This is a genomic window from Paraburkholderia sp. GV068, from assembly GCF_003058125.1.
GTDB lineage: Bacteria > Pseudomonadota > Gammaproteobacteria > Burkholderiales > Burkholderiaceae > Paraburkholderia > Paraburkholderia graminis.
Window position 1 is genome coordinate 548,044 of record NZ_QBUB01000002.1, and the last position, 21,335, is coordinate 569,378.

Consider the following 21,335-nt stretch of genomic DNA (forward strand, 5'->3'; position numbering starts at 1 on the left):
CAGTCCGCTTATAAAGTGCCGCAGGCAGTCGGGCGGCAGATGGGTGTGCTCAGGCGGGCGAGGATAGCAGAGCAGTCGGATCGAAGTGGCGGCAGGTAGGCGTGTCGCCGCAGGTGCGCCGCCGCAGGTGGGTTTGCCGCAGGTGGGTTTGCCGCAGGTGGGTTCGCCGCAGGTGCGTTTGCGGCAAGTAGGCGTCATAGCTGAACGTCGCAGATAAGCACTGCGCGGCGGGGCGAGCAGCGGCTGGCCGTGCCAGAACTGTGCGGATGCGGCGCGGGCGACCGGGGCAAAACTACTGGCCCAGCCGCCCTCACCGCGCGCAGTCAAGCCACGCGCATATCCAACGCACGAGCCGCGCCAAGCGCATGCCGCGCCTGCACCAACGAAACCCGCGCCGCTCGAGCATCGACGGCCACCTGAATCAGCGCGCCAATCTGCGACGGCTGCCGCAGCAGTTCACGCAAAATCGGCGCAAGCGCGGTACTGCCGTCGTCGCGCAGTCCCGCAGTCGCCGCCGACGGCAACGTGCGCCACGCCGGATCGACAATCGCGCGGCATACGGCGAACGGCAAGCCGCGCGCCGCGGCCACCGCGCCCGCCAGATGCGACTCCATATCCACAGCCAACGCGCCCGTCGAGCGATGGAGCGCGCGCTTGTCATCGGCGGACATGAGCGGTGCGGCCACCGCGGCCATTGGACCGCGCCGCAAGCGCGACGCGAGCCGCGCGGTTCCGAGCGCGGCGGCGAGCCGGTTGGCCCAGGCGGCGTCGGTCGGAACGCGGCCGAACGGGCCCACGACTGCGTCAGCGATAACCAGCGCGCCCGGCTTCAGATCCGGCGCGAGACCGCCCGCCGTCCCGAAGCTGACGATGCCCGAGCAACCGCGCGCCACCGCCGCGCTCAGCGCGCGCTCGAGCAGATCGGCGCGTGCCGCGTACACCACTTCGACGCCCTCTCCGCGCGCAATCCGCGCCTCGAAGGCCATGCCCGTCACGACGATCACCGGCAGATCGCCAGAGCCGGAGCGTGAGCCGGCATCCGCATCGGCGGACCGCCCTGTTGAACGAACCATCCGTTACATCCCGACCGCGACGCGCGTGAGCCCGTTGCGCTTCAGATGACGGTAGCGCGCCAACGCCCACAGCGGGAAGAACTTGCGATAGCCGTGGTAACGCAGATAAAACACGCGCGGGAAGCCCGTCGCCGTAAAGCGCGTCTCGTCCCACAGACCATGCTCACGCTGTTCGCGCTGCAAGTACTCGATGCCGCGCGCCACAGCCTCGTGATCGACCTCGCCCGCCGCCATCAAACCCATCAGCGCCCATGCCGTTTGCGACGCCGTGCTCGGCGCGCGCTCGTAGCCGCGATAGTCGAGCTTGTAGCTCTCGCCGCCCTCGCCCCAACCGCCGTCTTCGTTTTGAATCGACAGAAGCCATTGCGCGGCGCGCCGGATGCGCGGATCGTTGTGCGGCAGGCCGGCCGCGTTCAGCGAACACAGCGCGGTCCACGTCCCGTAGATGTAGTTCAAACCCCAGCGGCCGTACCAGCTACCGTCGGCTTCCTGCTCCTTCAGCATGTAGTCGAGCGCGCGTTGCGCCGGTTCGCTGTTCTGCGGGAATTCGCCAAGCTGCGCGAGCATCGACAGGCAACGGCCCGACACGTCCGCGGTCGGCGGATCGAGCAATGCGCCGTGATCCGAGAACGGAATGTTGTTCAGGTAGTACTGCGTGTTTTCGGGCTCGAATGCGCCCCAGCCGCCGTCGCTGCTCTGCATGCCGACGACCCATTCGCGCGCCCGCGCAATCGCCTCGCGGTCCGCGCCCGAGTGCGTGAGCGCTTCCGAGCGATGCATCGCCATCGCGACCACTGCCGTGTCGTCGACGTCGGGGTAATACGCGTTGTTGTACTGGAACGCCCAGCCGCCCGGACGCACGTTGGGCCTGCGCGAAATCCAGTCGCCGCGCACATCCAGAATCTGCAGCGGACGCAGCCACGCGAGGCCGCGCTCGGCCGCTTGCTCGGCGCGCGCCTCGCCCGTTTCGAGCAGCGCATGCGCGGCGAGCGACGTGTCCCATACCGGCGACAGACACGGTTGGCAATACGCTTCGTCGTCCTTGATGACGAGCAGCTTTTCAATCGACCGGCGCGCGATCGCTCGATTCGGATGATCGGCCGGATAGCCGAGCACGTCGTACATCATCACCGAGTTGGCCATCGCCGGGAAAATCGCGCCGAGGCCGTCTTCCCCGTTCAGACGCTGATCGACGAACGCCACCGCCTCGCGCACCGCGCGCTCGCGCGTGGCTTTAGGGAACAGGCCGTCGACCGCTCGCAGCACCGTGTCGACGACACGGAAAAAGCCGAACCAGCCGACGTGCTGATGCGGCGCGCGCGCCGGCATGCCGGTGTTCACCGGTGCGCCGCGGAACAGTTCGTCGATGCGCACGCGGCGCGGATTGCGCGCGAGCGGCCGCTTGGCGTTGAGCACGAGCAGCGGCACGATGACCGTGCGCGCCCAGTACGACACCTTCGACAGATGGAACAGGAACCACATCGGCAGCAGCGTGATTTCGACGGGCATCATCGGCACCGCGCGCCATGACACCACGCCGAAGAGCGCGAGCAGGATGCGCGTGAACACGTTCACGGTTTCCGCGCCGCCGTGCGCGAGAATCGCTTCGCGCGCGCGGACCATGTGCTCGGCATCCACGGGATCGCCGATCATCTTCAGCGCGAAGTACGCCTTCACGCTTGCGCTGATGTCGATGGCGCCGTCGGTGAAAAGCGGCCAGCCGCCGTTCGGCAACTGGATGCGGCGCAGATAGCGCGCGATCTTCTGCTCCAGCTCCACGTTCGGCGTCTCGCCGAGGTAATGGACCAGCAACACGTATTCGGCGGGGATGGTTGCGTCCGCCTCGAGTTCGTAGACCCAGTGGCCGTCCGGTTTCTGCGCGGCGAGAATGGCATCGGTCGCGCGCGTGATGGCGGCGTCGAGCGAAGGAGCCAGTGCGGCGGATGCTTCGGCTGCGGTGCTCGCCGTGGCCTGCGCGCCCGGCGCTTCGCCGGCGGTTTCGGGCATGGCGGCGCCCAGCGCGTGGGCTTGAGATAAGTCGTTCATCAGCGTTCCATCGGTTGATTCAGCAGCGTATCCGCGGCCTTCTGGCCGGAGCGGATCGCGCCTTCAATCGTCGCGGGCAGGCCGGTAGCCGTCCAGTCTCCCGCGAGCATCAGATTATTCCAGCGAGTGCGCGTGCCCGGACGCAGCGTTTCCTGGTCCGGCAGCGCGGCGAATGTCGCATTCCTGTCGACGACGACTTGCCAGTCCGGCATCGGCGCGGCGGGCAGATTGGCCGCCTGCGCGACATCGGCCCACACGCGCGCCGCAAGCTCTTCGGCGGGCGTGTCGATGAGCGATTCCGCGCCGTGGATCGTCGCCGACAGACGCCCGTCGAACGCGAACAGCCACTGCGCCGTTCCGTTGACGAGGCCGGTCACGGACGGCAAGCCGAACGGCGGCTCCACCGCGAAATACACGCTGACGGTCGCGGTAAAGCGAGTCGGCGTGCGCAGACCCGGAACCAGCGTCTGCGCAACGTCCGGCGGCACGGCGAGGATCGCCGCATGGTTCGCGTCGAGCGCGATGGTTTCATCGACGAAATTCAGTGCCTTTACGCGGTTCGAATTCGACGTTGCGCTCGCGCTCACGTTGGCGCTTTCGGCGAACACGAGGTTTTCGAGCCGCGAGCCGAGTTCGATGGTCGCGCCGCCATGCTGCAGCAGGCGCAACGCCGGGTCGACGAAAGCATGGCTCAGGCCGTTGCGCGCAACCAGCGGACGGCACGCCAGACCGCCGGCAATCAGCGTCTCGCGCACCATCGCCGCGGTGAGTTCCGCCGACGCCTCACGCGGCTCGACGCCGAGCATCGCGCGAAACAGCGGCGCCAGCAGACGGTCCCACAGCGGGCCGTTGCTGCGCATGGTCTGCGCGACACTGCGGCCGGGCTTCGCGAACAACAGCGGCACCACGCTCAGGTAATCGCCGGGGCCGGTGTTCGGCACGCGCGCGTTCGGGTCGAAGATCCACCACGGCAGTCGCCCCGGCGACATCCGCACCGTCCAGCGCGCCCGCGTGGCGAGATCGACGAAGGGCAATTCCGGCAGCGCCGGGCCCGTGAGTTCGTCCGCCGAGCCGATCGCCCGAAGGTAGTTCAGCGTGGCGGCGTTGCCCGACATGATCAGGTGATTGCCGCTGTCGATCGTCGCGCCGAGCTTGGCGTCGTAATACGAACGGCAACGGCCGCCAGCCTGCGCGGCCGCTTCGTGCAACACGACTCGCGCGCCGCGCCGCTGCAACTGCACGGCGGCGGCGAGGCCGGCGAGGCCCGCGCCGACCACATGTACGAGCCTCGGCATCGGCTCAGAAAAGCGCGTAACGCGCGACGATCCACAGCAAGCGCAGTTTCGGCTTGCTGACCTTCGTGCGCGGAATGTCGAAACCGCGCTCAAGGGTCCGCTCGAGCAGCACGCGATACACGCCGGACATGATGCGCGGGGCGCGCACGTGGCTGCGCGGCTCGTGGTCCATGATCGCGTCGGACGCGGCGAAGTGTGCCTTGGCCCGCTCGGCAAGCGTCGCGCAGACGCGCGGCAGCGACGGGTCGTCGGCGATCTGCGTTGGGTTTTCGACGGCGATGCCTTCGCGCGCCAGCAACTCGCGCGGCAGATAGCAACGGTTGATGCCGGCGTCTTCGTCGATGTCGCGAAGAATGTTCGTGAGCTGCAGCGCGCGGCCCAGATGGTGCGCCAGCAAACGGCCCGGCTCCTCCTGCATCCCGAATATTCTCACCGATAGGCGGCCCGCCGCACTCGCGACGCGGTCGCAATACAGGTCGAGCGTGGCTTCGTCGGGCGCGCAGATGTCGCCGGCGGCGTCCATCGCCATGCCGTCGATCATCGCGTGAAAATCCTCGCGCTGCAGATGGAACGTGTGAATGTGCCGCGTCAGCGCGCGCAACGAAGCGCGCGGCGCACCCGCATAGCAGGCGTCGATGTCGGCGCGCCAGCGCTCGAGCGCGGCGGCGCGGTCGGCGCGCGGCAGATCGCTGTCGGCGATGTCGTCGACGGCGCGGCAAAAAGCGTAGACCTGATACATCGCGTCGCGCTGCGCGGCCGGCAGGATGCGCATTGCGAGATAGAACGAGCTGCCGGATGTGGCGGCAGCGGCGTCGATTTCAGTATCGTCCACGACAAGATTGGAAACAGCCAAGACGATCTCCGCAGGAGGGCGCCCGCTGAAAGGCGTTCAGGAATTTTTTATGCCTCGCCGCAGGGCGGGCGGTCCGCGCGCGCGGACACGCGCGAAACAGACGGCTGGGATGCCGGAAACGGCGAAAAGTATATCAACGTTTGTCGGACGACGCAGTTTCCGCTGCTGTATACGGGAGCGAGCCGCCAGATCGCCCGGCGACAGACGATGTCACGTCAACGCCACCGAGCGGTTGCGTCCTTGCCGTTTGGCGCTGTAAAGCGCCGCGTCGGCCTCGTTGATCAGCACCTCGTAGGCGGGCAACCCTGGGCGCGCAGCCGCGCCGCCCACGCTCGCCGTCACGGGCACGCTGGTGCCCTGCACTTCGACCGGCGTATCCGCGATCGTGCAGCGGATTTTTTCGGCGACGCGCATTGCGTCCTCGAGCGGCGTGCACGGCAGCAGCAACGCGAACTCCTCGCCGCCGAAACGCCCAAACGTGTCCTGCGCCCGCACGACGCCGGCGACGCGCTGCGCCATCACGCGCAGCACCGTATCGCCGACGCCGTGGCCGAACTGGTCGTTGATCTTCTTGAAGTGATCGAGATCGAACAGCAGCACCGACATGTCGCCGCCGTAGCGCTGCCAGCGCGTGTATTCGTCGAGCAGACGCGCCTCGAAATAGCGGCGGTTGGCAATGCCGGTGAGCCCGTCGCGATCCGCATACTCCTGCAACTTCGCGACGGCCTCTTCGCGCTCGCGCTGCACGATGCTCACGTGCGTCACATCCGAGATCGTCACGCACACGGCCACCACTTCACGCTCGCGAGTGAGCGGCATGAACGTGCAGTCCTGCTGCATGTAATCGACACCGCCCGTGATCGGCCGGTCGTGATCGAACTTGAAGAGATACGGGCGCTGCTCCCACGAACTGAACGCGAAACTGCCCAACTGAAACACGCTTTCGATCTTGCGCGACAACCACACGCGCGGCAGTTCGGGAAAATGGACGAACAGCGATTTGCCGACCACCTGTTCCGCCGACAAACCGCTGTGGTCCTGCATGAACCGATTCCACATCAGCACGTTCATGTCGCGATCCAGCACGAAAATGCCGAAGCCGACACGCTCCACGACCAGGTCGCTCAACGATTGCGCGGGCGAGCTCATAGGCTGGACAGCAACGCGTCGAGCGCGTCGTTCATGTGGCGGATGGATTCTTCCGCCATCAGCATCACGAGATGCGCGCGGAAGCTCTGGTCTTCGAGCGTGAAATTGACCTCGACGAGCAGCGCGACTTCCCATTGCAGCACGCCCGGCTGGAACACTTCGTCGAGCGTCATGGCGTCGCCGAGAAGACCGGGCGCGGAGAACACCGGCGTGCGGCCGAGCTGGTCGAGGATGCATGACACGCACGCGCCGGTCAGCACGTTGGCGACGTCGAACATCAACTCTTTCTGGCTCACCGATTCGTAGGCCGAGCGCGAGTACGGATCGCTCACGAGCGCACACAGATCGTCGACGCTGTCGCTGCGGCAAATCACCAGCGCCTCGCCCTTGATGTCCGAGCGGAAACCCTGGCGCACCGCGCTCACCGGGTCTTCGATCCCGGTCATCTCGCGCAGCGCCTGCGCCGCCTCGCTGACCGCCACCACCCTCACGCGCGGCACCGACAACTCGATGAACGAATCGAGCAGCCGGGCGAGACGCGTCGCGGCTTGACCCATCGCCAGATTGGCGACCTCTTGCAGCGCGTCGCGCTGATCTTCGGTGAGGACTGGCTCAGACATACAACCCGTACTCCTTGAGGATGGGCAGTACCGCCTCGGGCGTCACGGGCTTGGCGATGAACGCCGCAGCGCCGAGCGCGCGCACGCGCGCCTGGGCCATCGGCTGAATATCGGCTGAGACGACGATGACGAAGGTATTCAGATCCTCATGCTGCAATGCCTCGAGCACCTGATAGCCGTTCATGTCCGGCATGGTCAGGTCGAGGAACATCACAGAGGCTTTCCCTTGACGATACAAAGCGAGCGCTTCGCGTCCGTTCGTGGCGTAGGACACGTCGACGTCCCAGTCCGGCGGCAATGCCTTGGTGAGCACCTTGCGGGCAAGCAATGAATCATCGGCGATCACGATAGGCAAAGGCATGGCGGACGAAAGACGGAATGAGCTCGTGCGTGTTAACGGCGGGTAGCGGGATCTCTTTAGGGAGAAGTCTGACGGCGCGCGGCGAACCGCGCCGATGCTGGCGGGAAAGCGGAGAACGGCAAGACGTGGAGAAGGCGCGGCGACGCGCGCCTGGCGTAACCATTGCTCGCGCAGGAATGCGCGCGTGTGCGGCGGACGACGGCTATGACCGGCATGTGTTGAGCCTACCCCGTATATGAATCGGCGCGGCTCGCTGAACCTGGCTGATTCCGTGCCGCGCGCGCGTGGTTTCCGCGAACGCCGGCACTCACGCGCGTACGCATGATCCGGTGCCCTCGCGGCGTGTGCGTTCGAACATGGCGGACGCACTTTTTATCGTGCGTCGATTCTCGAAGTAAAGCAGCCGAAAAGCAATACACGGTATTCGCGTCCCGCTAACAATATCTTCCTTGGTTGGGCGCTTTTCGAAAACATACGCGCCGCATAATAATCGTTTTTATACCGTTTATACTTTTGTGTACGTTTGCGCTTCTCGATTTGTCACTGTTTTAAAAGGGCGACGAATTACGCATTAAAGCGGCAAGCCCAGTTCATAACGGTAACTTCTACCGCCGTTCTGCGACTATGCTTCTCATATCCTTTCTTTTTCCGCCTTGAAACACCGAGCGTTTATTAATGACACAAGACCGGTTCGACCCGCATCGAGCGAGCCGCCTTTCCGCTGACGGGCAGGGCGAGGCGGTATTTCCCGCCGTGCCGGAGCAGAATTTTCAGGTTCGGCGTATGACTTTGATCGCGCTGCTTGTGGCCGCGGTCGTGCTGCCGTGCCTTTACGTCGCGGCCATGGCGTTCAGCGACCTGCGCACCCGCGAAGCCGACGCCACCGACATGACGCTGCGGACCGTGCGCGTCGCCGAGGAACACGCGCTGAAAGTGTTCGACATGAACGAAACGCTCGACACGCGCATCGTCGATTTGACGGAAGGCCTTGACGACGACGGCATTCGTGCGCGCGCGGCGGTCATTCACCAGAAAGTGCGAACGATGGGCGGCGGCTATCCGCAAGTGGCCGCCGTGTCGATTTTCGGCCGCGACGGCGCGTTGCTCGTCAGCAGCCGGTTTTATCCCGCGCCGGTGGTGTCGATCGGCGAGCGCGACGATTTCGTCGGCCTTCGCGAGGGCCGCGACCTCGAACATGTATCGAAGGTGATGACGGGGCACGTCGCCGGCGAGCAGGTGTTCAACACCGGTGTGGAACGACGTGCGCCGGACGGCACGTTTGCGGGCGTCGTGTCGGTCGCGCTGCGCCCGAGCTATTTTGACGCGTTCTACCGCGAGCTGCTCGGCGGCAACGACGGCCTGCCGATGACCATGACGCTCGTGCGCGCCGACGGCGCGGTTCTCGCGCACTATCCGCGCCGCCCGCGCGAGCCGGCGGCCGTCGCCGCGGATTCGCCGTTCGCCCAGGCGATGAAAGAGGGACGCCGCGCCGGCGTCACGCGCATGCACTCGAACATCGACGGCGACAACATGATCGTCGCGTTCCGGCACGTCGGCTCGTATCCGGTGTACGTGATGTGCGGTTATCGCGCGTCGGCGATGTGGGCCGCCTGGTATCGGCATCTCGCGGTGCTGTTCCTGACGATATTCACGCCGTCCGTCGCGCTCTGGTGCGTGATCTGGCTGTCGTTGCGGCGGCTCGGCGCCGAAGAAGAAGCGTGGGCGCGCTGGCAGGCGGAAGCGTCCATGCGCCGCTCGATCGAATCGGCGTACCGGCAGTCGCGCAAGATGGAAGCGCTCGGCACGCTGGTCGGCAGCGTCGCGCACGACTTCAACAATCTGCTGATGATCCTCTCGGCCAACGTCCAGGTCGCGCGGCGGCGCGGCGCGGCGGGGCTCGACCGCGAACTGTCGGCGATGGAACGGGCGTTGAAAAGCGGCCAGTCGCTCACGCGGCAATTGTTGGGCGTCGCGCGCAAACAGCCGCTTCGCAACGAAACCGTCGCGCTCGAACGCTGGCTGCCGGCGTGCCGCGATCTGCTGCGCGCGTCGCTCGGCGCGAAGGTTTCCCTGGTGATGGATATCGGCGTCGATATCTGGCCGATGCGCGTGGACGTCGCCGAACTGGAACTCGCGCTCATCAACATCGCCGTGAACGCGCGCGACGCCATGCCCAACGGCGGGCGCTTCACCGTGCGCGCGACCAACATCACGTTCCGTCATGAAGACGGCTTCCCGCTGACGGGCGATTTCGTGCAGTTGTCGCTGGAGGACACCGGCGCCGGCATGGCGCCCGAGGTGCTGGCGCGCGCCTTCGAGCCGCTTTTCACGACCAAGGCGAAGGGCATGGGCACGGGGCTGGGCTTGCCGCAGGTGTTTGCGTTCTGCGAGCGCTCGGGCGGGCTGGCCGCGATCGACAGTGCGGTCGGCGCGGGCACCTCCGTGCGGCTCTATTTGCCGCGGGCGACGGAAGAAGCGACCGTCGACGGCCCGATCGAAACCGGCGCCGACGACCTTGGCGCACAGCACGCGCTGCGCATTCTGCTGGTCGAGGACAACGAGGAAGTGGCGGCCGGCACCGAAGCGCTGCTGCAGATGATGGGCCACCACGTCACCTGCGTATTGAATGCGGACATGGCGTTGGGCCTTCTGGACGACGCCCACACGCGGCAAATGCGCACCGGCGAGCCGCTGCCGTTCGACGTCGTGCTGTCGGACATCCATATGCCGGGAAGCCTGAACGGCATCGATCTCGCCGAGGCGATCAGGGCGCTCGACTCGAGGCTGCCGGTCATCCTCGTGACCGGCTACGCGGAAGAGCTCGATCGCGCGCGGCACGTCAACGTGCGGGTGCTTTCCAAACCGTTCGACATCGCGCTGCTCGAAAGCTTGCTGAAGACAATCCAGCATGAACTCGCTCAGAGCGGCCTCGATCCAGCGGCGCATCACGTCCAATAAGCGGTTCGCCGGCGGCTTTTTGCCTCTTCCTCCCGTTACGCGGAATTGTAAAAAGCGCGGTTGACGCGGCCACGGCGGGTCGACAAAGCGTTTCGCTCACGCCCACGGCGGCGGGCGGGCGGCGCATGGCCGCGTTCCGGCATGAACGTTGCGGCATCCGACAGGTAATGGGGATGGCGCGCGCTGCGCTGTCCGTCGTAGCCAAACGGGAGGCAGCCATGCGACATACCGTGATTGGTTTATTCAACACCTACGCTGAGGCCGAAGCCGCCCGCGACACCTTGGTGCAGACCGGTTTCGCGCGGGAGACGATCGAATTGCAGGCAAACGCCGAGCCGTCGGTCGGCTCGGCCACCGACGAAGTCGCCGGTTCGGGCGTGCTCGCGAACATTGAGCGGTTTCTGGCGAGCCTCTTCGCGAGCGGCCCGCGCGCACCGGAGACGGCGCGTTACAGCGAAGCGCTGCGTCGCGGGGCTGTGCTGGTCGTCATCGACGCCGCCAGCGAATCGCACGCGGAACTCGCTCGCAACACGCTGACGCGGCTCGGCGCGACGGACATCGGCGAGCGCTCGCCGGATTGGGGCAACCAAACCGGCACCGAAACCGCGCGCGAACATTCGCTGCTCGACGAACTGGGCATCGGCACGCCTACGCCCGGCGCCACACGCGGCTCCGAGGTCGGAACGACGGGCGTCGGGAGCCGGGACACGATGACATCCCCGAGAACCGGAACGACGACGCCGCCGACCGCTGGCGTGGCGACGCCCGGCAGCGCGGCTCCGAATGCCGGCGCCGCACGGTCGGATGTAACGGCCGACCCGCTGTATTCCACGCCGCCGCGCAGCACTGACGCGGAACCCTTCGTGCCGCCGCCGCTTGGCGAGCGGCCGACCGCCGATCGGCTCGGCGAACCCGTGCGCGATCCGCTGGCCGGCGATGTCGGACGCAGCGCGATTGCCGCGGGCTCGGCGCCGGGTTCGGGCGCGGTGATGCAGCCGTCCGAAGTCGTGTCGGGCACCGCTCAGCCGACCGCGGGCCTGAGCGGCCAGATTCCGAACGAATATCTGGAATACGAAGAAGACTTCCGCACGCATTACGACGAGCAGTACGCCGCCGACGACTCGCGTTATGAGGATTACGTGCCGGCCTACCGCTACGGCGCGGAGATCGGCAAGGACGTGCGTTATCGCGATCGAGCGTGGGATGACGTCGAGCCGGAAGCGCGGCGTCATTGGGAATCGACGTCGGCCGAGAACAGCACGTGGGAGCGCTTCAAGCTCGCCGTGCGTCACGGCTGGGAGCGCGTGACCGGGCATCATCACGTATGAACCTGCAGCGGCGGGCCATCAAGCGATGGCGCCGCCGCTGCATTTGACATCGGCTGATGTGAGCAGCTTGTCTTGCGAAGCGTAGGTGCCGGCGTTAGGCGGCGGTATGCCGCTTCACCCACGTCACGTAGCGGTCGACGAAACTTTGCAGGAACTTGCGCGTGCCGTCGTTGAGAATTTCGCCCTTCTCGTTGATGACCGCCGGGTCGTGCTTGATGAACACCTCGGGCTGGCCGAGCGTGGCGACGTCCAGATAGGCAAGCACATTGCGCAGATGTTGTTGCGCGAGAGCCGAACCGGTCGCGCCGACCGACGTGCCGATCACCGCGCCCGGCTTGTTGCCCCAGGAATTCTTGCCCCACGGGCGCGAACCCCAGTCGAGCGCGTTCTTGAGCACGCCGGGAATCGAGCGGTTGTATTCGGGGGTGACGAACAGCAGGCCATCGGCGGCTTCCACGCGCTGCTTGAGTTGCCTGGCGACTTCGGGGAAGTCGGCGTCGTACTCCTGGCTGTAAAGCGGCAATGAACCGATGTCGATGAATTCGAAGGTGAAGTCGGGCGGCGCGAGAGAAATGACGGCTTGCGCCAACTGGCGGTTGAACGACTCGCGGCGCAGGCTGCCGACGACGACTGCGATATGTAGGGCCATGATTCGCTTCCTTGGATTAGGCGCTCGAGGCGCGAAGGGTACGAACTGCTCATCATAGGCAAAAAGCCCGGTGCAGGTGCGTGGTCGAGCGCCAGAGCGGTGAATCGGCGGAAAAGTATGGCGGGTTTGCGCTAGGCCGGTGGATAAGCCACGGCCAGCAAAAGTTATCCACAGATTTACTGAATAACCTTGTGGATAACTGGTACTTTTGCCTTGTCAATCAAGCCTGCCTCCGGCCTATGCCATTTGGAGGCAGCAAGCATTCACGGAGGATCAGCCATGAGTCTGGATCACGCAGGAAAATCGCACGATGAAGCCGTCGCGGCTCGCAAAAAGGAGAAGCCGCGCTCGCTGGAACAACCGGGCGGCGAGATGGCCGTTGACGGCACGCAGGCGGACGCGACGCATAGCAGCGGGAAGCTGTCGGAGCGCGGCAAAGAGGTGTGGCGGACCGGCGCCGGCATGGACGGCAGCGGGAAGTCGTAGCGGTCTGTTGTGCGCTGTGCGCTGGGCGGCGTGGGTTGCCGCGCTGGTGTTGGATGTGACAAGGGCGCCTTTTAATGGGCGCCCTTTTTTGTTTGCGTCGGCTCGGGGTTCGTGTAGCCGGCGCCGGCCATCAGTTGCCGAAGAACACGTTGCAGTAGGACGCCGGGCCGTTGCACTGCGACGGAGCGGCGGCCTCGGCTGCGCCCGAAGCGGCGGCGAACAGTGCGATGGAAGCGATCAGGGCGGACAGAATGCGTTTCATGGTGCTACTCCTCAGGGTGTTGGCAGCGATCTCGGTCGATCGACGGACGAAGAATAGCCATTCGGTGTCCGCGTAAAAATGGGGAAGACCGGAAGACATCTTTTCGCTTTTTGAAATGATCGGTGCCGGCGCCGAGCGTTCTTTGGGGCCGCGCCGTTGCCTGCCTGCGTTTGCCGGCGGCCTTACGGCTTTCGATATCAGCACGGCGTCCGGTTTTCGATCTCCGCAATAATCAATTTCCGTTCGTCATAAACCGGCGGCGCGGCGCGACAGAACCCTTTGAATCACTCGATGGGGAATCGCGCATGTCCATTACTCATTCGCTTGGGCCGCAACCTACGGCAGAATGGCGCACATCTTCGAACCTCGTACGAGACAGACGCCCGGCTTATGAGCGACAACTATTCAAACGACACCCTGCGCGTGCCGCGAAATGTGCCGCGGAGCTTTTCGTGGCGCAGGTGAGCGGCGCCGCACTCGACGATCGCGCTTACCTGACGCGACTTCGCCGGGACCTAGTGCGTTTCGCCCGCCTTCAGTTGCGCGATGCCGCCGCTGCCGAAGACGCCGTCCAGGAAGCGCTGGCGGCCGCCTGGACGCAGAGCGACCGGTTTGCCGGGCAATCGGAGCATAAGACGTGGGTATTCGGCATCCTGAGGCACAAGCTCGTGGATACGTTGCGGGCCCGGCAACGCACGGTGAATCTCTCGGCGCTGGAGTCCGAACTCGAGGACGAGGCGCTGCTGGATCGCGAGTTGTTCAAGGACAACGGCCATTGGTCGCAGCAGACCAAGCCCCGACCGTGGCCCACACCGGAAACGGCGCTGCGTCAGCAACAGTTCTGGACTTTGTTCGAGATGTGCCTGGAGCATCTGCCTGAGCACATCGGCCGCGTTTTCATGATGCGTGAATTTCTCGACCTCGACACCGACGCTATTTGCGCCGAATTGCAGATGACCGCGAACCATTGCAGTGTGCTGATTTATCGCGCGCGACTGCGCTTGCGGACGTGCCTGAGCGAGAAGGGTCTATCCAGCGAGGACGCCAATGGGGAAGTGTAAGAACATCACTCGCCTGTTGTCCGATGCACTCGATCGTTCCTTGACGACCGGCGAATGGGTCGCCATCCGGCTGCATTTGCCGACGTGCAGCGGCTGCCGCAACTATCGCAAACAGATCCGACTGCTGCGTGAAGCCGCCCACACGATGAGCGGCATTTCGACGTCTGGCGGGGCGAGCGGCGACGATTGACGTCGCGTTGGCTTGCCTTGGCTTGTCTCGCCGTGCCGGGTGATGCCCGTTGCGACTCGGAGCGTTACCGTTCGCCGGGCGGCGTGTTGTGATAGTGCTCGAGGAATTGTGCGTGCGCGGCTTCGTCGATTGAGACGGGGCTTCGTTCATCGCGCGCCGGATGTTTCGCTAATTGCGCGCGCGTGCGTATCGGCCGATGCTGGAAATTGCCGCCGCAGTTCGGGCACACGTTGCGCAACGTGGTGAGTGCGCATACTTCGCAAAAAGTGCATTCGTAGGTGCAGATCATCGCGTCGGACGCGTTCGGCGGCAGCGACTTGCCGCATCCTTCACAGGACGGTCGTAGTTCAAGCATTCGGACTCCGCATCAAGTTCTTTCGGTTCGCGCGCTGACGAACCTGGCTGGCATTGAGCGCAGCGCCAGTGTAGGTGGCACGGCGTTTTCGCAACTGACAGCGCTGCGTCAATTGCTGCCAGAGTGATTGGCGTTTGCAAGTTGCGTTCGTGCTTTGCCTCGCGACTGGAGCAGGCAGCAACGGCGTCAGACGAACAACGCCGCTACGTTTTCGGGTGGCCGGCCTATCACGGCTCGTCCGTTCCGCACCACGATGGGTCGCTGCAAAAGGATCGGATGCGCGGCCAATGCTTCGTATAACTGAGCGTCCGACAGCGTCGCATCGGAAAGACCCAGTTCCTTATATTCGGGCTCCGAGTCGCGGATCATGTCGCGGACGGGAGAGCCGAGTTGTCGGTTCAGCTCCTGCAATTCGGCGACTGTGAGCGGTTGCTTCAGGTATTCGATGATTGTTGTGGGTTCTTCATCGCGGTTGTATTGCGCGGTGACTAGCTCGCACGTCGAGCGGGACTTTGAGCAGCGGGGGTTGTGGTAGATGGTGATCATCGGGCGGTGAGTAAAGGAGGTGGGTGAGGCAGTCAGTCGTTTCGTTCCGGGGATGGGGCTTGGCCTGATTTTAGCCGCTCGGGTCGGAGAGGTTGGGGTTTGTGGGCGTGGGTTGGGTGTCGGTGGTGCGAGGCGCGGACTGCTAACGACGCGAGCGCCAGGAGATTTGTGCGGATCCGGGACGCTTCGTGGCGATGGGTGGCGGGGCTAGATGCGTCGTTGAGCACCTCTTCTAGGCGGCTAATGCGCGCAGGACTGTCTTGCAACGGTTGACTGTCCGTTTGTGCGATAGAGCAGGCGGTGTTTCTTGGTCGTTCGCTGGCGGGTCCCCGAAGCTTGTGCCTTGCCTGCACGCCGCTTTCATTTTTTTCTGGCGGCTTTTGCGATACGTCACAGAGAGGCCGATCGCGCGGACCGCGGTTTATGCGCATAAACCGCTCCGGGCAGGCGTTAGCTCTAGCCTCACCCAAGACAGTTGTTACGTCTAGTTTGCAGGGTTGGTAGTCAGGCTTCGCCTCGCACGGGACACTGCGTACTGCATGGTGATCGTCAAGTCGCCCCTCGCCCCTCGCAACACGTGGCCCACGGACCTACCAATCGCGTCGACTCACAAAGACACGCGCAAGCACTCCGGGATAGACGCGACTTTATGCGCATAAATCGCTTCGGGCGCTTCGGAACGAACCCACTGCATTGCGCCCACGCGCCACGCTGCCAAGCCCGCGCCCGCTCCCGCGTCTCGCGTCTCGCGTCTCTCGCGTCTCTCGCGTCTCTCGCGTCTCTCGCGTCTCTCGCGTCTCTCGCGTCTCTCGCGTCTCTCGCGTCTCTCGCGTCTCTCGCGTCTCATGCCTCGTGCCCATGCCTTATCCGCAATACGAGATCGCATGGGCAAGCCGACGCATGAGCCCACCGTGGCACGCGTCACATTCATCGCCAGGACGCCCCAATCGATCTTTGGGGACCGGCACGACATCGACGGGTACGAGGCGCATCCGCACAGCACAAACCGCGAAGCATTTCTCCCCAACCTCCGAATCGCCAGTTTCACCCGCCTTCTTTATGCGCATAAACCTAACCCGATCGGCCATTTCTATCTCTTTACACAAGAAACGATTGAAATGCGAAATCATCCAGGTAAAATCCTTTTGCGTCTAAAAAAGGAGGTGAACATTGGCAGCGGAAATCATCGCGGTAACTCAACAGAAGGGCGGTGTCGGGAAGAGCACAATCGCGATGCACCTCGGGGCAGCTTTTCATGAGAAGGGGAAACGGGTCCTCGTCGTCGACGCCGACGGTCAGAACACTCTGATCCACTGGGCGAGCGCCTCATCCGACGGTGATACCGGCATCCCGTTCCCCGTTGTCAACCTCTCCGAAGCCGGAAGCCAGATCCACCGCGAGATCAAGAAGTTCGTGGCCGACTACGACATCATCGTCGTCGACTGTCCGCCTTCCATCACCGAAAAAGTGTCGGGCGTCGTGCTACTGGCGGCAAGCGTCGCCGTCATACCGACGTCGTCATCGCCGGCCGATTATTGGTCGAGCATCGGCCTCGTCAAACTCGTTCAGCAGGCGCAGGTCATGAACGAAGACCTGCGCGCAGTATTCCTCTTGAACAAGACGGAAGAGAAACGGATGCTCACGCGTGAACTAAAGCGCGCGTTGGAGGAGCTTGGATTTCCTCTCCTTAAGACCCAGATCCCCACGCGCGAAGCCTACAAGCAGGCGATGGCGTTGGGTCAAACAGTGCTACAGATGAGCGATCGAGGCGCGAAGCTCGCCGCGATCGAAGTACGGGCGTGCGCGAATGAGATCGCCGCCTTGCTCCCGTGAAGTTTATGCGCATAAAGGACCCTGAATGAAACCCTCCCAATTCGCCAAAGGCTTTCAAGCACGTCCTGATACGACCAGCAGCGAGAAACGAACTGCACTTGACCGCCTGAACGCCATCGACGGTCTGGTCAAGAACAACGTCGCGAAGTCCCAAGACGGGACAGCGCGGACCTTGTCTTCCGTGATCCCGCAGGCGCACACCGACCTCGACACCGTTGATACGGAAAACGAGTCCGCCGCCTACCGCGCGTGGAGAATGGAACACGGGTATCGCCCCGGCCAGGTGATCGAACTCGCGTTGAAGACCATCAAGCCGAGCCCGTTCAATCCGCGGCATTTTTATCTGAAGTCGTCGATCGCCGAACTGGCCGTCAATCTGGCGAAGCAAGGGCAGCAGCAGGCAATTCACGTCATTCCCGACTACGACAATCCCGGCACCTACTTCGTCAGTGACGGTGGCCGACGCGTGCGCGCGCTGAAGGAAGCAAACAAGGAATCGGTGAAGGCGATCGTTATCGACCTGCCAATCGGAATCCAGAGCTACAAGCTCGGCTACGACCTCAACGTCCAACGTGATTCGCAGACCGTATTCGACAATGCAGTCGTTTGGAAACGCTTTCTGGAGGATCGCCATTTCCAGAGCCAGAAGGAACTTGCCGAGCACCTTGGCCTCGACGAGTCGACGGTTGCAGTCGCCTTGTCGATCGCCAAATTGCCGGAAGCGGTCATGCACGAGATGGTCGCGCGGCCGGATCGTTTCGGCTCCAACATGGCTTATCAAGTGGGCCGCTACCACACCGCGCGCGGTGCCGACGCGACGCTGCGCCTCATCAACAAAATCATCTCCGACGACCTGAGCACGCGGCAGGTCGCCGACATCGTCAAAGGCAGGGCAACCACGCAGGAAAGCACCAAGCCCGCGGGTCGCCAGCGCTACGCGCAGCGGCTGGAAATCAAGCTGGACGGCGTATCGGTGGGCGACCTGAAGTCGTACGGAGATGATCGGATCGAGTTGCGCCTGAAGGGTCTCACGCGTGAAAAGCGCGACGACATTCTTCGCCAGATCGAGAAGATGTTGAAGTAATAGACGCGGAACAAAGCGCAGAACCAGGCGCAGAACGAAGCGGCGGCACAACGGCGCGCAAGCCAATCGCCGCCGCCAGCAATCAGAGCGGCATGCGGCGAGGCGCGGCGCAATCAGGCCGCGCGCGACTGACTCAGCGTAAAGGCGAGCAGATCGCCATCGGTCGGTTCGCCCCACGTCTTGCGAGCGAGCCAATCGAAGAAAGCGGTTTCCACAATCTTCGAGTCCAGTCCCCGGCGGCGCCAGTCGTCGCGCATGTGAGCGCCGAGCCCCGGCAATTCTTCTTCCTCGAAAGACTGCCGCGCAATCTCGCGTTCCGACTCGCCCTGCTCGTCATAGAGCTCGCGCGCTTCTCGGCGACGATACGCGGAATACTCGCCCAACAGTCGCGCCTTCAGGTCGTCGGCGGGGGCCGCCACTGCAGCCTTCGCACTGCCGACGGACGGCACGGATTCGACCGGCGGTGCGTAGCCCTTCTTCAGCGCGTCCTTGAAGAGCGCCGGCGCGCTGCGGACCGGCGGCAACGACGTACTACGCATGCGCTGCTCAGTCATCTGCAGCGCCGCGCGGATACGGTTCTCCTCGCTGTCCGCGTAAAGCGTCTGAGCCTCTTTGAGCGGGATGCCGATCTTGACCATGCGATCCACCAGCGTGCTGTCGAATACGTTCGGATGCTCATCGAGCGCGAGCATCGGCTGCTTGCGCTCGGTCACGCGGAACTGGATTTCGGCGACGCGCCGGCCTTCGCGGTGCTCGATCAGCTCGACGAAAATGTTCGTGACCGCATTAACCTCGGCAATCGCCGGGCGCAAGTAGTCGCGCTTGAAGTACTTGTACTCGCGCTTCGCTTCGTCGCCGGCTTCCGTGTCGGGCGTGCCCGACAGGATCGGGCGCCACCATTCCCACGATTCGCGCATCGTCAGATGGCTCGGATTAGTCAGATAGCGCACGCAGATTTCGTACAGCGCGAGACCCGCGCTGCTGCGCAACTGGCTCTGGAATTGCAGGCTCAGGCGCGCATACTGGACCGGATCGAGCAGCTTCTTCTTGATCTTCGGCGCGAACGAGAACTCCACCCAGACCCGCCGCGTAGTCGGATCTTCGAGAATTTCGGCGTCGGCGATCAGCGTGGAAATGCCCCACTTGCGGCCGGGCTTCTGGCTTGACGTGCCGGTGCTCCATTCGACCTGAACCGACACCATACGGCGCAGATGTTCCTTGACGAGCGCGGTGTCGTTGGAATCGAAAGCGGAATTGGCGACGATGTCGGACAGCAACGCGCGGTAGGTATCGCCCGATTCGTCGGCCTGTTGTGCAACGGCAAGCAGCACGTTGAACAGCTTGCGCGTCAGCAGCGTGATCTTGCCGCTCTTCGGCTGAATGGCGATCGCCTCGACGGCCTTGCGCAACTCCGCCGAGCTCGGGCTGACTACATCGGTTTTCTTGGCGCGCTTCGTGGCCATGCGTCTGGTCAAGGAGGGATTTGGCGAGAGCATACCGACTGTGGTGATACGCGTCTATAGCGCGGCTCTCACCGTTGCGGGTGAAGGCAGTTTACGCGACGCGGCTCACCTCGGGCGACTCCCGAAAACCCTCACCTGACCATTTGACGCGAGATTCCGGCGATCCTTTAGCGTCGCGGCTTGGGAAAAAACCCGCGCTTTTTGTGCGGACGGAAAGGGGAACTCGTTGATCCCGAATCTTCTCACCTTAAAAAATTTTTGGGTTTTGGACCGCAGTGCTCGTCGCCCACGGTCGCGGCGCTGGCAAGCGGGACGCAGACAGATCGACGACGCGAATACTGCGATCTCGGCGGGCAAGCGCACCCTTTACCTATGCGTTCGCGGAGCGCCGCGGCCAGCTCAGTCCAGTTGTCCGGCGACGCATGCGATCAGTAGTGCCCGTAGCTTCCCGCAAAAGCTCACCATTAAGTGCGTTCAGCGCTCCGGATGACGCGGGTTCCAGCAACCCAGGCTATCGGTACTGCTTCAAAACAGTCCCGGAAGTTCTCACCTTTGGTATCGGCGATACGCTGGCGCAGTTGCCAAACCTTCCTCCCGAAAAGCCTCACCTTTCGGCTAACCCAGTAATTTCCCCTTTGTTGTCAGTGACTTACGTCGAACACAAAAGAACCACCATGCACCGCGCGCGGCTCTGCATCTCCCGTAAAACCTCACCTTAACGCCGAATTGTCTCTGTCCAGGAGCCTTGGTGCAGCGCAAGACGCCCCCGAAAACGCTCACCGTTCAGATCCAACTCGCTCGGGCCCGATGAAGATCAAGCCCCGTCCACAGGACATTTGCGGACCATAAAGTCGGCTGCTTTCCTGCATTCGCTCACCTTTGGGCGAAAAACGCGGCCGAAAATCTCCCGAAAAGCCTCACCTTTGCCTGTCGGCGCCTGGATTTTGAGCACCCGTGGCAAGCCCCTAGCTGCAGGTCCCGTATTTCCTCACCTTTAGATCGAGCGGTCGCCGCCGACCTCCCCCTCGTGGCAAAAACGCGTCGCTTGCATTGCCAACGCTCCCGAAAAAGCTCACCTACGCCAGTCGACTGCACAAAATCAAGGCAAAACAGGCTACCGATCCCCGTAAAACCTCACCTTGCATCCGCGTTTTCTCCTGTCTTCGCTCACCTCGAGGTTTTTGGACCCCCGAACAGGGGCAAAAACAGCGTGTTGCGACCGTCCTGTAAACACTCACCTTGGCTCCGCCGGCGCGAGAGATCGCTTTCTAGCGCAGCCGGGCGCTTGCGAATGATAAGCTCCCGCAAAATCTCACCTTGTGCCCGCACTCACTGCAAGGACGCTTCCCGAACCCGCTCACGATGTTTCCCGCACCGGCTCACCACTGTCCCCGAACCTCATCACTCTTGCGTCCCGCAGGATCTCACCTGGCTTCCCGGAAAGCTTCACCTTGCCGCCGGGAAACCCTCGCCAGGTAAGGCTTTCCCTTGGCGTTAACGTTTTTAACCTAGGTTCAAGGGTGTTTACTTTTATTACTCTCTAGTCTCGGACCCGCGAGTCCTCCGGAAAGAGCCACATCCCCAACCACCTTCCCAAGCTTGCGCATCGTGAAACAGTGCCTAGTGAAAGAAAAAGTGGATATTCAGCCGACAGAACAAAGACTTACATGACGTTCTTCGTTTTGTTTCACGGAAAAAACCAGCACGCACGACGCAACGAACA

20 protein-coding genes are annotated in these 21,335 nt (G+C 63.6%); 8 read left to right on the forward strand and 12 right to left on the reverse strand.

What is annotated here, in order from left to right; genetic code table 11:
- Positions 1–323: 323 nt before the first annotated feature.
- The 7 genes from C8K18_RS07440 to C8K18_RS07470 all read right to left on the reverse strand — a co-directional run bounded on the left by C8K18_RS07440 (position 324) and on the right by C8K18_RS07470 (position 7,397).
- Positions 324–1,073, reverse strand: coding sequence for a phosphorylase (locus C8K18_RS07440; protein ID WP_107707112.1), 750 nt, complete (start codon positions 1,071–1,073; stop codon positions 324–326).
- 3 nt (positions 1,074–1,076) lie between these two features.
- Positions 1,077–3,119, reverse strand: a complete 2,043-nt coding sequence (shc, locus tag C8K18_RS07445) for a squalene--hopene cyclase (RefSeq protein ID WP_107707113.1) — start codon at positions 3,117–3,119, stop codon at positions 1,077–1,079.
- The gene (gene hpnE / locus C8K18_RS07450) at positions 3,119–4,414 is read right to left on the reverse strand and encodes a hydroxysqualene dehydroxylase HpnE (RefSeq protein ID WP_107707114.1); all 1,296 of its coding nucleotides are present in this window, start codon (positions 4,412–4,414) and stop codon (positions 3,119–3,121) included. The genes shc and hpnE overlap by 1 nt, the downstream gene beginning before the upstream one ends.
- Positions 4,415–4,418: 4 nt before the next feature.
- The gene (hpnD, locus tag C8K18_RS07455) at positions 4,419–5,267 is read right to left on the reverse strand and encodes a presqualene diphosphate synthase HpnD (RefSeq protein ID WP_006047445.1); all 849 of its coding nucleotides are present in this window, start codon (positions 5,265–5,267) and stop codon (positions 4,419–4,421) included.
- A gap of 210 nt (positions 5,268–5,477) precedes the next feature.
- Complete coding sequence (locus C8K18_RS07460) at positions 5,478–6,416, reverse strand: diguanylate cyclase (RefSeq protein ID WP_006047446.1); 939 nt, start codon at positions 6,414–6,416, stop codon at positions 5,478–5,480.
- The gene (locus tag C8K18_RS07465; RefSeq protein WP_006047447.1) at positions 6,413–7,036 is read right to left on the reverse strand and encodes a chemotaxis protein CheC; all 624 of its coding nucleotides are present in this window, start codon (positions 7,034–7,036) and stop codon (positions 6,413–6,415) included. Before C8K18_RS07465 ends, C8K18_RS07460 begins: the two co-directional genes overlap by 4 nt.
- On the reverse strand, positions 7,029–7,397 hold the full coding sequence (locus C8K18_RS07470) for a response regulator (protein WP_006047448.1): 369 nt from the start codon (positions 7,395–7,397) through the stop codon (positions 7,029–7,031). The genes C8K18_RS07465 and C8K18_RS07470 overlap by 8 nt, the downstream gene beginning before the upstream one ends.
- A gap of 675 nt (positions 7,398–8,072) precedes the next feature.
- Between C8K18_RS07470 and C8K18_RS07475 the strand changes: the two genes are divergently transcribed.
- Together C8K18_RS07475 and C8K18_RS07480 are read left to right on the forward strand one after the other, a co-directional pair.
- The gene (locus C8K18_RS07475; protein WP_029967267.1) at positions 8,073–10,355 is read left to right on the forward strand and encodes a hybrid sensor histidine kinase/response regulator; all 2,283 of its coding nucleotides are present in this window, start codon (positions 8,073–8,075) and stop codon (positions 10,353–10,355) included.
- A 218-nt stretch (positions 10,356–10,573) separates the two neighbouring features.
- Positions 10,574–11,683, forward strand: a complete 1,110-nt coding sequence (locus C8K18_RS07480; protein WP_107707152.1) for a hypothetical protein — start codon at positions 10,574–10,576, stop codon at positions 11,681–11,683.
- 94 nt (positions 11,684–11,777) lie between these two features.
- Here C8K18_RS07480 and C8K18_RS07485 read toward each other — a convergent pair whose 3' ends face one another.
- Positions 11,778–12,332: an NADPH-dependent FMN reductase gene (locus C8K18_RS07485; RefSeq protein ID WP_053859767.1), complete on the reverse strand. Its 555-nt coding sequence runs from the start codon at positions 12,330–12,332 to the stop codon at positions 11,778–11,780.
- Between the two features lie 279 nt (positions 12,333–12,611).
- Here C8K18_RS07485 and C8K18_RS07490 point away from each other — a divergent pair, with 279 nt between their 5' ends.
- Positions 12,612–12,818 (forward strand): hypothetical protein, encoded by a 207-nt coding sequence (locus tag C8K18_RS07490; protein ID WP_006047452.1) that lies wholly within the window; start codon positions 12,612–12,614, stop codon positions 12,816–12,818.
- A 130-nt stretch (positions 12,819–12,948) separates the two neighbouring features.
- Here C8K18_RS07490 and C8K18_RS33635 read toward each other — a convergent pair whose 3' ends face one another.
- The gene (locus tag C8K18_RS33635; protein ID WP_006047453.1) at positions 12,949–13,080 is read right to left on the reverse strand and encodes a hypothetical protein; all 132 of its coding nucleotides are present in this window, start codon (positions 13,078–13,080) and stop codon (positions 12,949–12,951) included.
- Between the two features lie 452 nt (positions 13,081–13,532).
- Here C8K18_RS33635 and C8K18_RS07495 point away from each other — a divergent pair, with 452 nt between their 5' ends.
- Positions 13,533–14,141, forward strand: coding sequence for an RNA polymerase factor sigma-70 (locus C8K18_RS07495; protein WP_029967272.1), 609 nt, complete (start codon positions 13,533–13,535; stop codon positions 14,139–14,141).
- Positions 14,128–14,331 carry a zf-HC2 domain-containing protein gene (locus C8K18_RS07500; protein ID WP_029967274.1) on the forward strand — a complete coding sequence of 68 codons (204 nt, stop codon included), beginning with the start codon at positions 14,128–14,130 and terminating at the stop codon, positions 14,329–14,331. Before C8K18_RS07495 ends, C8K18_RS07500 begins: the two co-directional genes overlap by 14 nt.
- Positions 14,332–14,395: 64 nt before the next feature.
- Here C8K18_RS07500 and C8K18_RS07505 read toward each other — a convergent pair whose 3' ends face one another.
- Positions 14,396–14,686 (reverse strand): DUF1272 domain-containing protein, encoded by a 291-nt coding sequence (locus tag C8K18_RS07505; protein WP_006047456.1) that lies wholly within the window; start codon positions 14,684–14,686, stop codon positions 14,396–14,398.
- A gap of 186 nt (positions 14,687–14,872) precedes the next feature.
- A complete protein-coding gene (arsC, locus tag C8K18_RS07510; protein ID WP_107707115.1) occupies positions 14,873–15,232 on the reverse strand; it encodes an arsenate reductase (glutaredoxin) in 360 nt (119 codons plus the stop codon).
- A gap of 884 nt (positions 15,233–16,116) precedes the next feature.
- Here arsC and C8K18_RS33065 point away from each other — a divergent pair.
- The 3 genes from C8K18_RS33065 to C8K18_RS07525 are packed head-to-tail and all read left to right on the forward strand — an operon-like array spanning position 16,117 to position 18,149.
- A complete protein-coding gene (locus C8K18_RS33065) occupies positions 16,117–16,491 on the forward strand; it encodes a hypothetical protein (protein ID WP_132384547.1) in 375 nt (124 codons plus the stop codon).
- Complete coding sequence (parA, locus tag C8K18_RS07520; RefSeq protein ID WP_006047459.1) at positions 16,403–17,065, forward strand: ParA family partition ATPase; 663 nt, start codon at positions 16,403–16,405, stop codon at positions 17,063–17,065. The genes C8K18_RS33065 and parA overlap by 89 nt, the downstream gene beginning before the upstream one ends.
- Before the next feature lie 25 nt (positions 17,066–17,090).
- Positions 17,091–18,149 (forward strand): ParB/RepB/Spo0J family partition protein, encoded by a 1,059-nt coding sequence (locus C8K18_RS07525; protein ID WP_029967283.1) that lies wholly within the window; start codon positions 17,091–17,093, stop codon positions 18,147–18,149.
- Between the two features lie 113 nt (positions 18,150–18,262).
- Here C8K18_RS07525 and C8K18_RS07530 read toward each other — a convergent pair whose 3' ends face one another.
- A complete protein-coding gene (locus C8K18_RS07530; RefSeq protein WP_006047461.1) occupies positions 18,263–19,612 on the reverse strand; it encodes a replication initiation protein in 1,350 nt (449 codons plus the stop codon).
- Positions 19,613–21,335 lie beyond the last annotated feature (1,723 nt).